Source organism: Ferrimonas lipolytica (genome assembly GCF_012295575.1).
GTDB classification, from domain to species: Bacteria; Pseudomonadota; Gammaproteobacteria; order Enterobacterales; family Shewanellaceae; genus Ferrimonas; species Ferrimonas lipolytica.
Map to the genome: position 1 here is coordinate 3,084,177 of NZ_CP051180.1, position 12,374 is coordinate 3,096,550.

The window sequence follows — 12,374 nt, forward strand, 5'->3', positions numbered from 1 at the left end:
GCTCTTCACTTAGCGCCATGCTCTACAGCGGTTATTGCATCCGCTCACCCTGCCCTACTGCCACTTTTCACCTCTTAGCAGCTCAGCTAGCACCACCACCATTTTCTTGGCGACTTTGTTCTATCCAGTAATGACCGCTCTCCACTGGGCTCCATTTGCCATGATTTAATTCGGCTCTGACTATAGTTGATCGGCAAAATGTGATCAGCTTCACTGCCAGCCTCGCCGACAATAGACATACTGCGCGCATACAACTGATATATCAGACTTGAGAGACAGCAAATAATGCAAAACTGGAAACTCAACAACACCATCCCTCAGCAGCAACAACAGTTGCCGATCCTGCGTGAGGTTGATGTAGTGGTAGTAGGTGGTGGCAGCGCGGGCGTCGCGGCAGCGACAACCTGTGGCCGTAATGGCTTGAGCACCGTAATGATTGAGAAGTACGGTTTTTGCGGTGGCAGCGCGGTAGCCGGTATGTCAGGCACCATCTGCGGCATGTACATGGCCAGCGATAACATTGCAGACGAGCCTGAGCAGGTGGTATTTGGCTTTACCGAGGAGTTCCGTCAGGCATTGGCCGACAAAGGCGGCGTAACCGAGCCTCAGCGTTACGGTAAAACCTACACCGTAACCCACGATCCGTTGGTATGGCGTGAAGTGGCTGATGACTTTCTCGAAGACGCTGGAGTAGAAACCCTATTCCACACTGCTGTAGACGGTGTGGTAATGGATGGTGATAACTACTGTGGTGTTGTTGTTGAATCCAATGCTGGCAAGAGCGTTATTCTGGCGAAGCGCATCATCGATGCCTCTGGTGACGCAGCAGTGATTGCCCGTGCTGGTGGTGAATACTTCTTTGGTGACAACGGCGTTATCCAAAACCCATCGATGTTCTTCCGCTTCGGCGGAGTAGATATGGAGCAGTACCTAGAATACTACGGCGAAGACACCATCTGTCCGCCCAAAATGACTGCCAAAATCCTCGAGTTAAACGCCTCTGGTGAGTACAACTTGCCACGCCATAAAATCTGGATCTTCCCAACAACACGCCCTGGCGAACTCATGGTTAACGCCACTCGTTTGGCTGGCCAAGACGGTCGCGTTTTAAACGTTATCGATCCTGTCGACTTCACCGAAGCAGAAGTGTTTGGTCGTCGCCAAGTACGTGATTACGCCAAGTTCCTTAACCACTTTGTTCCCGGCTGTGAAAATGCTTACGTCGTTGATACTGGTGTCGAAGTTGGTATTCGTCAAACCCGTTCTATCGAAGGGGTCAGCAAGCTTTCAAACGACCACGTTGTGGAGTGCCATAAAGACCAAGACGGGATCTGCCGTACACCGTGGCCAATTGAGTTGCACTCTGGTACCGCGCCTAAGCTGCACTGGTTGCTAAACGATTATTACGACGTGCCATACAACACCTTGGTACCCAAAGTCGGTGAGAACATCATTGTTGCTGGCCGTTGCTTATCAGCGGAACACGAAGCCTTGGCTTCAGCGCGCGTAACGGCGCAAACCTTCGAATATGGCCACGCTGCAGGCACTGCTTGTGTCTTATCACTAAAAGATGACAAGCCATTACGCCAGCTACAAGGTCGTGAGGTTGCAGCGCAAATGAAGCTGGCCGGTAGCGCCCTTTAATCGAATTTAGCTGGGGCCCTGACAACAGGGTCTCCGCCACAGACGTAGAGAGACCAATTATGAATACTGAAGCCAAGATCAAACGTATTGAACTGTATGCCGTTGCTGACGATCACGCTGATACCCTGCCGTGGGCCGCTGATCAGGAACCGTTACTGCATACCAACAATATCGTTCGCATCATCTGTGAAGACGGTACAGAAGGCGTTGGCGCAACCATCAGTTACACCGAAAACGACTTTGATAAGTGCATCGTTGAAGCGATGCGCAATATCGCTCCGGGCATGATCGGCAAGAATGCCATCAATACCGGAGCCATCAACGCTTGGTTAGCCAACCGCTGTAACTGGGGAGGCCTAGTGGCCAAATCGCCATTTGATATCGCTTGTTGGGATATCAAAGGCCGTAAAGCCAACATGCCTATCTATCAAATGCTCGGTGGATGCCGCGACAAGATGTTGTCGTACGCATCTACTCCGATGTTCGAAACAGTTGAAGAGTACATTCCGTTCATTGACGACTGCATCAAGCACGGCTTTAAGGCGGTGAAAATGCACTGCCCATGTGTATTTGAACGTGATTACAAGCTGGTTGAAGCGGTACAGGAGCATTACGGCGACAGTGGCGTCGCATTTATGTTGGATACCGCCATGTACTACAACCAACAAGATGCATTGAAGATGGCCAAGCGCCTCGATGAATATGGCTGGATGTGGTTTGAAGCCCCGATCTCCGATTACGACACTAAGGGTTATCAACGACTGGTTCGTGAAACCAACTTAGAGATCTCCAGCCACGGCAACTGCCTGCTAACCCTACCGGAAGTAGCCAACGCTCTGGCCAATGAGGTTTGGTCCGATGTTCGTCAGGATGCCACCGTTTGCGGCGGCATCACCCCACTAGTGAAGTGTTTTGCATTGGCAGAAGCCTTCGGCAAACCGTTAGAAGTGCAAAGCTGGGGCTACACCATTACCCAAGCCGCTAACCTGCATGTGGCACTGGCCCACAACAACGGCAAGTTCTTCGAACAAGCCTACCCGTACGAAAACTTTGAATACGGCGCTAAGAACGTAATCCGCACCAATAAAGAGGGCTTCGTTACCGTACCAGACGCGCCTGGCCTAGGCGTTGAGATGGACTGGGATAAAGTGCGCGCCGCTTCAATCCTAAGCTACATCATCGAATAAGTTCGCTTTAGCACTACCACGACACCGACACCATCGCTCTCAGTTACGCTAACAGGCTGAGAGCATTAGGAATCCCAAATGCAAAATAGTCACCCAAGTAACTTTGACCGCACCACCGTTGCGATCTCATTGATCATTGTGGCCGCGCTATCGGCATTCTTTCTGACCGACACAGAAAGAGCTATTGCCGTTGCTGGCGACATCTTCAGCCTAATTGCCTACAACCTTGGCACCCCAATCCTGTGGTTTGGTTTTGCCATGGTTGTTATTGGTTTCTACTTTATGCTCAGTAAATACGGCAGCATCCGTATGGGCAATGAGAAGCCGGAATACTCAACTTTCTCTTACATCACCATGATGGCGTTAGCTGGTGTCGGTTCTGGTACCGTGTACTGGGCCTTCTTGGAGTGGTCTTACTACATTAAGACTCCACCATTCGCTATTGAAGCTGGCTCAACTCTAGCTCACGAGTGGGCGGTAACTTACTCGCTGCACCACTGGGGCGTAACCGCTTGGGCGCTATATGCCATTAGCGCAGTGCCAATCATGTACTCTTACTACGTGCGTAAGAACCCGTCACTGAAGATCAGCGACGTAGTTAAAGGCATGATCAAGAATGAAACCGCCGGCAAGGTTATCGGTCGTATCATCGATATCACCTACCCAATCGCGGTGGTATTTGGCCTCATCATCGTACTTGCGCTGGGCGTGCCAATCGTGTCTGCCTCGGTAGCTCAACTGGTCGGTGTAACCGATGGCTTAAGCTTGAAACTCGCCATGCTAGCTGTGGTTGCGGCACTGCTGATCATTAGCTCTTTCGTTGGTATCGAAAAGGGCATGCAGAACATCTCCAGCTACGGCACTTACTGCTTGATCGGTTTGGTGGCGTACATCCTGATCTTCGGCCCAACCCTATTCATTCTGGAAAACACCAGCACCTCGCTGGGTATGTGGGCGTCTAACTTCATCCACATGAGTCTGTACACCGACGCGATCGACCAAGCTAAGTTTCCACAAAACTGGACCGCTTACTTTTGGGCTTACTGGATGATCTACATCCCAATGATGTGTGTCTTCGTAACCAAGGTTTCTAAAGGTCGCACCCTACGTGAAGTAATTGCTTGCATGCTGGGTGGTGGTACTGCTGGTACCGCAACGCTGTTCGCTGTAGTTGGCTCGTTCATGATGAAGACTCAGCTGGACGACAAAGTAAACATCAGCCAAATGGTTGCAGATGGCAGCGCCAGCCAATCCATCGTTGCAGCATTGAACACCTTACCGTTCCCCTCAGTGATTCTGGCGGTGTTTATTGTGGCAACCTTCCTGCTGCTGGTAACTACCCTAGATGGCTCGGTATTCACCGTTGCTTGCCAAACCCAGCGTGTACTTGACCGCAATAAGAACCCAGCCACCGCACTAAAGATCTTCTGGTGTTTGGTTATCATCGCCATTCCTGCGGTATTCATCATCGTTGACGCACCGGTTGGTTCAATGCAGTCTGCCATTTTGATTTTCGCTGCACCGCTATTGGTTCTGTTGACCTTTATGATCACCAAGACCTTTGGCTACATCCGTGAGGATTACGGCCACCTAAGTGCAGCTGAGATTGAGGCAATGCATAAGCTGGAAACAGCGCCTGCGACCAGCCAATCATCAGTTGCCGAGCAAGCGAAAGCGGCAGCAACCGCAGCCTAAGACGCGATGCACTAAACATAGGGGCTGGCAGCAATGTCAGCTCCAGCTTACTTACGATACAACGACTGTTCGCAATGATTCCGTTTGAATTTGATTGGAAAACCATTATCAGCTTAATTGCCGTTACTGGTTACCTAGCGCCTTTTATTTTGTTGCAGACCGGGCGAATGGCTGCAGATAATCCGCTTTACTCGGTGTTGAATATCGTTGGTGCCGGGCTCATTTTGGTCACTATGACCTACCAATATAATTTAGCATCGCTACTCACCAATAGTGTCTGGCTAGTGTTCAGCCTATTTGGATTGCAGCGAACGCTTAAGGCTCGTGCCAAATCAAAGCGTACTGAAACGGCAGCGCAAAGCACGGCATAAGCCGCCAACCATTTTGTCAGCAGTGCTGGTGCCGGGTCGAACGGTACCGGCATTTTTATTCCAATGACGTTAATGCCTAGGTATTAGCTCACAAATGCACAACGCCATCAGAGCATAACCGCACGACATTGCGCTAAATCCTTACCGGTTCTGATAAACTCACAAGCTAGCTGACCACCATTTGGTCGAACTATCAATTGCTACTGGCACCAACCTAACTGGATTGTTTCCCTGTGATAAAAGAGGCCTCCCAAACCGATTCCGCTTACCTAAAGCTGGAACAGATGATTATCTTCCAACAACTGCAACCGGGTGCTATGTATTCGGAAAAGCAGTTAGGTGAGATGGTAGAGGCCGGCCGTACACCGGTGCGTGAAGCCCTACAAAAGTTAGCCTGGGAACAACTAGTGATTATCCACCCACGGCGTGGTATCCAGATCCCAGAAGTTAAGGTTGAGAGTCAGCTTAAGCTGCTTGAGATCCGCCGAGCGCTGGAATCGTTGTGTGCCAACCTAGCCGCTGAGCGCGGCACCGAACAGCAAAAGCAACAGATGCTCGAGCTTGCCGATGCCATTCTTATTTGTGCCGATAACGGCGATGATCAACAGTTCTTTTTACTGTTGCGCCAAGTCCATGCGTTACTAATTGAAGCCTCTGGCAATGAATACATCCGCCAGGCTATGCTGCCACTGCAAGGGTTATCTCGCCGCTTCTGGTTTGCCTATAAAGGTACTGAAGGAGTGCATCCAGCTAAATTGCACGCTGAAGTAATGCGTGCCGTCGCCGCCGGTGATGTGCAGCAAGCCGAGCATGCCGCCAACCAAGTAATCGACTACCTGCACCAGTTTGCTATCGCGCGACTAACTCGCTAGACATAAGTGCCCCCGTAGGAAAATAACCACTCCATAAAAAATGTCAGCCAGATTAACTGGCTGACATCTCAAGGCTTAAAGCCTCTGCCTACTGTTCAGCTCGACGACTAATCGTTAGCGTGGCAAGTGACACAAGCATAAGGGTCTGGATATACCGGATCGGTAGTCCAATCGCTATTGGTACGTACTTTCATATCATCTGGGTAATAGCCCCAGTAGCCCTGCCATGAAACCCCTTCCGTACCAGGATAAATACTAAGATCCATCCAAGGAACAAGATCTTGCTGTAACTTCGCTTCTAGCGCAGCCACCGCATCGGCATCGTTACTATCAACATCAACTACCTCATAGGTGCGATTAGGGATAGTTGGTGTATTTCCACCTTCGTACATCTTGGTGATATAACTATTTATGGTGCCGTGCCCCGTTGGTTCGAAGTCTTCTGAGTGACACCAGAAACAGCGGCCGGTTTCACCATGGCCAGCAGGTGCGCCATTGCCGCCGTGACATTCGGCACATTGGAATGGTGCCACAACCAATTTGCTGCGATCGCTTTCTGGGTAGCTTTGCACACCTGTGTCTAATATCGAGACTGGCGTTGGGTTTACCCCTAAACCGTCGGCAATGTCGCCATCAACGTGAATCCCGTCCAAAGAGTGGCAGTTTCCACAATCAGCAACGCCCCAACCGAAATGCTGTTCATCCAATGGTTTAACGGCATCTTTGGTATCGTAGATTGGCCATTTTTCGTCGCCGGCCCAACGTTGAGATTCAGCTGGGGCGTACATACCATACATATTGATATGACCTACCCACATCATGTCACCTGGATAATTCATTACCCATACATCACCAAATATGTGCGCCTCTTGGTCAGCATACCAATCGGTGATGTCGGTTAATTCAGGATCACAGTCCTCAAACAGCGCTGCAATACCTACTTCATCAATAATGCCATCTGGATGATCTAAGCTGTTGTCACTCGGGTCATACGGGTTGGATTGACCGACGTGATCACAGTAGGTCGCCTGTGTAGACTCAACCGAGGTAAGCGCGCCGGTTGAATTATTCAACTCGGTTTGTTGGCTCACTAGGTATTTGGCAGCAAAGTCCGCCATAGCCCAACTCACTCCAGTGTTACCTCCGTAACCATGAACACCGGAACCACGAACACCATTAATCTCATTTAGCAAAAAGTGTTGAATATCGACGCCTGATTCCAAAGTACCCCAGAAGCTATAACCGACATCGATAAGCCCCTGTTCACGCATACTCAATAGCACGTCGGCACGAGTGATCGCTTTGTCTTTCTTAAAAATATCTGGACGTAGATTGTGGCTGCGAGCTTCAACGTTTTGGAACATCAACATCTCGCCAGACATGGTTTCATCACCAAGGGTTTCGATCGGCGTCACGCTCACCATCGGCACCACAATCACGTCAGTATCGTCATCATAGTACGAAGGTTTACTTGCAGCCTTCAACTCGGCCTGAAACTTATGAACTGACTGGCGACGTTTGGTCATCATCGGACTGTAAGAGCGGAAGTGGAGACCAGAGTTTGGCTGTATCAATACCGTCTCTAGGCGCATATAGAGTGCTTCACCGGATGGCTCATAGAATAACTCTCGACGAAATTCACCGAAGTCGATCATATAGGTGGCATACCAGTTAGGATCGGCCTTAGAGTCTCCTTCATCGTCGAAATCACCGTCACCATTTTTATCGTAAGAGACCTCCCACAGGTAAGTCTTTAAACTGTCATCCCACTCGTAATCAACATGGAAGTCGGTGCGGGTTTGCGACAGATACATCAGCGCATCAGCGAACGTAATCTGATTATCATTAAACATTTCGCTAACGATATAAAGGCCGTCTTCAGCTTCAAGCGAAGCCGACTTAGCTTGCCGCAGCTTTTCCGGATCAATGGCGATACCATTTGCCGGAGTTTTACGCTGGAACTGATCCACCATGTCTTGCCGATCTAGTTGACCGTCTAAGTACGCGTATAAGGTGGTATTAAGTTCAAACTTAACGTCAGGGCCCCAAACATTTTCGAAAACGCCGGTGCCAGTGGCCGGCTCAGGCGTAGATTCCGGCGTGCTCGTTTCCGGCGGGTTAACTTCGGGGACGGAAACGGTTTTGTCATCGTCATCATCGCTACAGCCAACCACCAATGAGCCGACTAATGCCGTCACTAATAGTAATTTTGCATTCATCATTCATTCCTTATCAGCCCCCGAAAGTGGGTGCTTACCGGAATAATGGGAGCAAACAAGTAAAGTTAGACTTCACTAAATCACACTACTTTTCTGATGATTCGCAAAAATGTGAGCCATTACCTAACTTTATTTCCACCAATAAATTAAAACCCTATTTACAGAATTAACAAAACAACAATACAAACATTCGTTTTTTCGACTCAGTAAAGCGTGGCTAAAAAGATAAATCGAATCATTCGAGGTGTTAAATATGGATAACAAGGCCAAACAAAAGGTCAAACACTGCCAAAGTATTTTGAAAGCAACAACCAAGAAGTTAGCAGCTGAAGATATCGTCTTTCACTTTGACTTTACTAACCCACAGGATTGGCTTGGAAGACGCTGGATGCATGGCGTAAAGTCGCGTTCATCTTTGATGTTTAGCTCAGAAAAACTGAACCACCTAGTGACAAAAATGCGTAAAAGTATGGTCACAATGAACCCCGATATAATTAGGGCTACAAAGAATCCCGTTCATGTATGGTCACAGAATGAAACTTTATCAGCGAACAAATTTAAAACCGGACTGTTTAATGAATTAGGATACGAAAAACAAATATCGATTGGTTTTGATTCACCCAAGTTTAGTCAATTACGAAGCTCATTCTGTGTCTTTTATGGTTCGGATTGTAATATGCCGGAAACGGAACGATTAGCGTTGTTGCAGAACTCAATGTTGGACTTAGAGCTATTGTCATCTCACCTTAGTATGTTAGGTGTTCTTAATAGCCCGGTTGAAGACTATGGCTTGTTAAAAGCACCAACAGTGGCCGTTATTCGTAACGTAGCGAAAGGATATTCTCGAAATCAATTATCTACAATCCACTCAATGTCAGCTCGTGGTATCGATTATCACATCGAAAAAGCCAGATTAACTCTCGGTGCCAACAATAGTGCGAGCTTGGTAGATAAAGCGCATGAAATGATGCTGATTTGACAGCATCAGCACTGCCCCCTCCAACGTCGATAATTTATTAAAGAAAAGGCTGTGTACCAACTAAGTGTTGTTCTTTCCAATGCTGCTAAAGCACCGGCTAGGTGAGTGTTGATACAAAGGGTAAAGCACTACTGCCGTTGATCTGTTGCCGCATTGGAGCAGTCCAGCCAAGCGTTTTGGACTGCGAGCTAAGGCAAGGGGGATTCCAAAGGGAGCGAAGCTCACCCTAATGCATACAAGAATGTACCGTCGCCACCGCGACATAACCCCTTAAAAGCACCGCAATCGGTGACGCCGAAGGCTTGATAGAAACCTCAACACTTAACTGTGACACAGCCAAAGAAAAGCCCAGCAATGCTGGGCTTCAATGTCATTAATTGACCTGTTCAGGCGCAGGTAAGTGCTAAAACGGGATATCGTCGTCCCAGCCTTCATCCATTTCAGGAGTGAAGCTTTTCGCTGGCTGCTGTGCTGGCGCTTGTTGCTGAGCCGGCGCTGGACGAGACTGCTGTTGCTGCTGTGGAGCAGACTGTTGAGCTGGCGCTTGCTGTTGAAAACCACCCTGGTTTTGGTTTTGATTAAAACCACCACCTTGCTGCTGGCCACCTTGGTTCTGATTAAAACCACCGCCTTGCTGCTGTTGACCGCCTTGGAAGCCGCCTTGGTTTTGGTTCTGATTAAAGCTGCCACCTTGCTGCTGACCGCCTTGGAAGCCACCACCTTGTTGACCACCGCGAGAATCCAGCATCTCCATGGTGCCACGCATATCAACAATCACTTCAGTGGTGTAACGGTCGTTACCGTTTTGATCTTGCCACTTACGGGTTTGCAGTTTGCCTTCCAGGTAAACTTTAGAACCTTTTTTCAGGTAGTTACCTGCAACTTCGGCCAAGCCACCAAACATTGATACATTGTGCCACTCAGTACGCTCTTGACGTTGACCCTGCTGATCTTTCCAAGACTCAGAAGTTGCCAATGTCAGGTTTGCTACTGCTTTACCATTTGGCATGTAACGTACTTCTGGATCCTTACCCAGATTACCTACCAAGATAACTTTGTTGATGCCGCCGGCCATCGTTCTCTCCACACTTAATTTGATCCGCTCAATTTACCACATGCTGTTGCTCAGCACACTCATTGGCTGGTGTTCAATTCAAACTGTTTTTTCGCATGCGCTTCATCTTTCCACCGCGCTGTGATGTCACTACTAGGACAACTCAACTCGGCATTAACTAGCCGTTGCGGATTGCTGTTGAAGTGTTTGGGGTTGGCGTCAAACAGCGCCATCATCATGCCATAACGACCTAAACCATATGGTACAGCTAAGCGGTTCGCCCCGCGCCACAAGCTTTCTCCGGCCGCTAGGTGGCACTGCTCGGACTTAGTTGCCACAGCTGGTTGAGCCACAACAACAGCTGTGGCTTTGCTGTTAGTAACAGGCACCTGCTTAGCCGAAGCAGCATGGCTCAATGGCTGCACCGATTGAATGACATGAGCGGCGGTAAGCTTAAAGCGACCAAGGGCATCGTCTTTACTGTCCAATAAGGTGCTCACCAGTAATTCAGCGTCGCCGGTTAAGGCTCCCTCGCTATCTAAGCGCATCATAAACTGACCTTCGGGCCGGCCCGTTAACGGTTTTACCGTGCCTTGCTGCACCAGATAGAAGCGCAGTTTGCCAAAGCTGGCTTGGTCCGCCACCACATTGACGTAGATCCATGTCATTCGCTGTCCAGACTGCTCGATGCGATTCACACTAAGGTGATCGACCTTGGCAATCGCGACACTACTGAACAGCAATAGCAGCAACCACAAGCACCGCATTTTGTCTCTCCTTAACCGATAATAAAACGAAAACAGCCCAGTGATTAACTGGGCTGTTTGGTCACGTTAGAGAGACAATCTAACGCAGCATTTATTTATCGTAAAACAAATATTTAACCGCTAATGGCAGAACGAGCTTCGGCAACATCAAAACCGTCCGCGACCTTCAAAAAGGCCGCGTGCTGCTCGGGTACTAAAATCACCTCAACCACCCCCGGCAAAGCCGTTAGCCGAGTCACAATAGCATCGATTTGGTTTGCTTCTGCATGAGGCACCTCTAAAGTAAGGCTCTTCACCTCTTGCGGGTTTTCCATCTTCAGCATCAGCACAAACCAGATGGCGATAATGGCTGCACAAAGGAAAAACACACCAGCAGCGCCCATGGTTTGGAACAAAACTCCACCCAAGACACCACCAGCAAAGGCACCACCAAACTGCGCCGTAGAGTAGATCCCCATCGCTGAACCTTTGTCGCCCGGCGGGCTAATGCGGGATATCAGGCTAGGCAAAGCAGCTTCTAGGTAATTTAGGCCAGTGAAGAACAACACGGTACCGATGGCAAGTGCCCAGACCTGGCTGCTACCGGCGCCAAAGGCCAACGTTGCAACGCCCATCACTAGGGTCGCAAGTAGTTGCAAACCGATAGCAAACAACATTGGTCCACGCGTGGTCTTTTTCTTCACCCCAAAGATGATGATGGGCACCATCAATACAAATGCAATCAACATGCACGGTAGATACATCTGCCAGTGTTCATCCGCCATCATGCCAGCATCAAGTAGTGCTAGTGGCAGGGCTACAAACAGTGCGGTGATGAGCATGTGCAACACCATAATGCTGAAATCTAAGCGCAGCAAATGCGGGTTTTTGAGCATCGCAGCTAACCGCTTTGGTGCCGCCACCAGATCGCCAGAAGGCGCACGCTGAACCGCGTTTGGCACCAACAGATGCACCACTGCCAATGCCGCCAGCGCCAATACTGACGTCAGTGCAAATAAGCCATTAATCCCTAAGCTTTCCGCCAACAACGGACCTGCTACCAGCGCAACCGTAAACGACAAACCAATAAAGGAGCCGATAACTGCCATCACTTTGGGCCGTTGTTCATCTCGGGTCAGGTCGGAAGCGAGTGCCAGTACCGCCGAGGCAATGGCTCCGGCCCCTTGCAAGGCTCGACCAACGGCCACCATGTAGATGGAGTCTGCCATTGCCGCGACGACCGAACCGATGGCGAAAACAATCAATCCAACAGTAATCACCTTTTTACGGCCGAAGCGGTCAGACGCTAAACCAGCAGGGATCTGCAACAGCGCTTGGGTTAAACCGTAAGCGCCAATCGCCAGACCCACCCACAGCGGTGAAAAACCCTGCAGATCTTGGCCATAGGTCGCCAACACCGGCATGATCAAAAACAGGCCAAACATCCGCAGCCCGTATACTCCGGCAAGAGAGAATGCCGTTTTCTTTTCGGTTGGATTTAGTCCCTGACTCACCCATCGCTCCTAACACGTAGCAATCACATTCAATTATGGACGGCAGTGTATCAAAACCGCCCAGACTACTGTCGCTAATATTATTGGTGCCGT

Annotated in this window: 10 protein-coding genes; 6 read left to right on the forward strand and 4 right to left on the reverse strand. The window is 49.5% G+C overall.

Features of this window, described 5'->3' with window-relative positions; all coding sequences use genetic code 11:
* Positions 1-285: 285 nt before the first annotated feature.
* The 5 genes from HER31_RS14150 to HER31_RS14170 all read left to right on the forward strand — a co-directional run bounded on the left by HER31_RS14150 (position 286) and on the right by HER31_RS14170 (position 5,769).
* Positions 286-1,644 carry an FAD-dependent oxidoreductase gene (locus HER31_RS14150; RefSeq protein ID WP_168661407.1) on the forward strand — a complete coding sequence of 453 codons (1,359 nt, stop codon included), beginning with the start codon at positions 286-288 and terminating at the stop codon, positions 1,642-1,644.
* 59 nt (positions 1,645-1,703) lie between these two features.
* Positions 1,704-2,831, forward strand: a complete 1,128-nt coding sequence (locus HER31_RS14155) for a mandelate racemase/muconate lactonizing enzyme family protein (RefSeq protein WP_168661409.1) — start codon at positions 1,704-1,706, stop codon at positions 2,829-2,831.
* A 78-nt stretch (positions 2,832-2,909) separates the two neighbouring features.
* The gene (locus tag HER31_RS14160; RefSeq protein ID WP_168661411.1) at positions 2,910-4,526 is read left to right on the forward strand and encodes a BCCT family transporter; all 1,617 of its coding nucleotides are present in this window, start codon (positions 2,910-2,912) and stop codon (positions 4,524-4,526) included.
* A 74-nt stretch (positions 4,527-4,600) separates the two neighbouring features.
* The gene (locus HER31_RS14165; RefSeq protein ID WP_168661413.1) at positions 4,601-4,897 is read left to right on the forward strand and encodes a CBU_0592 family membrane protein; all 297 of its coding nucleotides are present in this window, start codon (positions 4,601-4,603) and stop codon (positions 4,895-4,897) included.
* Positions 4,898-5,130: 233 nt separating this feature from the next.
* Positions 5,131-5,769, forward strand: coding sequence for a GntR family transcriptional regulator (locus tag HER31_RS14170; RefSeq protein WP_202983564.1), 639 nt, complete (start codon positions 5,131-5,133; stop codon positions 5,767-5,769).
* Positions 5,770-5,876: 107 nt separating this feature from the next.
* Here HER31_RS14170 and HER31_RS14175 read toward each other — a convergent pair whose 3' ends face one another.
* A complete protein-coding gene (locus tag HER31_RS14175; RefSeq protein ID WP_168661415.1) occupies positions 5,877-7,991 on the reverse strand; it encodes a hypothetical protein in 2,115 nt (704 codons plus the stop codon).
* A gap of 250 nt (positions 7,992-8,241) precedes the next feature.
* On the opposite strand from HER31_RS14175, the gene HER31_RS14180 reads away from it, so the two are divergent.
* Positions 8,242-8,967: a helix-turn-helix transcriptional regulator gene (locus HER31_RS14180; RefSeq protein ID WP_168661417.1), complete on the forward strand. Its 726-nt coding sequence runs from the start codon at positions 8,242-8,244 to the stop codon at positions 8,965-8,967.
* A gap of 403 nt (positions 8,968-9,370) precedes the next feature.
* On the opposite strand, the gene ssb is transcribed toward HER31_RS14180, so the two are convergent.
* From ssb to HER31_RS14195, 3 genes are all read right to left on the reverse strand, one after another.
* Positions 9,371-10,042, reverse strand: a complete 672-nt coding sequence (gene ssb / locus HER31_RS14185) for a single-stranded DNA-binding protein (protein WP_168661419.1) — start codon at positions 10,040-10,042, stop codon at positions 9,371-9,373.
* Positions 10,043-10,101: 59 nt separating this feature from the next.
* Positions 10,102-10,788 carry a type IV pilus assembly protein FimV gene (locus tag HER31_RS14190; RefSeq protein ID WP_168661421.1) on the reverse strand — a complete coding sequence of 229 codons (687 nt, stop codon included), beginning with the start codon at positions 10,786-10,788 and terminating at the stop codon, positions 10,102-10,104.
* A gap of 113 nt (positions 10,789-10,901) precedes the next feature.
* Positions 10,902-12,281, reverse strand: coding sequence for an MFS transporter (locus HER31_RS14195; RefSeq protein ID WP_238786836.1), 1,380 nt, complete (start codon positions 12,279-12,281; stop codon positions 10,902-10,904).
* Positions 12,282-12,374: the final 93 nt, after the last annotated feature.

Excerpts from the sequence above, each read along its gene's own strand:
- HER31_RS14150 (WP_168661407.1), top strand. The coding sequence starts at position 286 with ATGCAAAACTGGAAACTCAACAACACCATCCCTCAGCAGCAACAACAG.
- HER31_RS14155 (WP_168661409.1), top strand. The coding sequence starts at position 1,704 with ATGAATACTGAAGCCAAGATCAAACGTATTGAACTGTATGCCGTTGCT.
- HER31_RS14160 (WP_168661411.1), top strand. The coding sequence starts at position 2,910 with ATGCAAAATAGTCACCCAAGTAACTTTGACCGCACCACCGTTGCGATC.
- HER31_RS14165 (WP_168661413.1), top strand. The coding sequence starts at position 4,601 with ATGATTCCGTTTGAATTTGATTGGAAAACCATTATCAGCTTAATTGCC.
- HER31_RS14175 (WP_168661415.1), bottom strand. The coding sequence starts at position 7,991 with ATGATGAATGCAAAATTACTATTAGTGACGGCATTAGTCGGCTCATTG.
- HER31_RS14180 (WP_168661417.1), top strand. The coding sequence starts at position 8,242 with ATGGATAACAAGGCCAAACAAAAGGTCAAACACTGCCAAAGTATTTTG.
- ssb (WP_168661419.1), bottom strand. The coding sequence starts at position 10,042 with ATGGCCGGCGGCATCAACAAAGTTATCTTGGTAGGTAATCTGGGTAAG.
- HER31_RS14190 (WP_168661421.1), bottom strand. The coding sequence starts at position 10,788 with ATGCGGTGCTTGTGGTTGCTGCTATTGCTGTTCAGTAGTGTCGCGATT.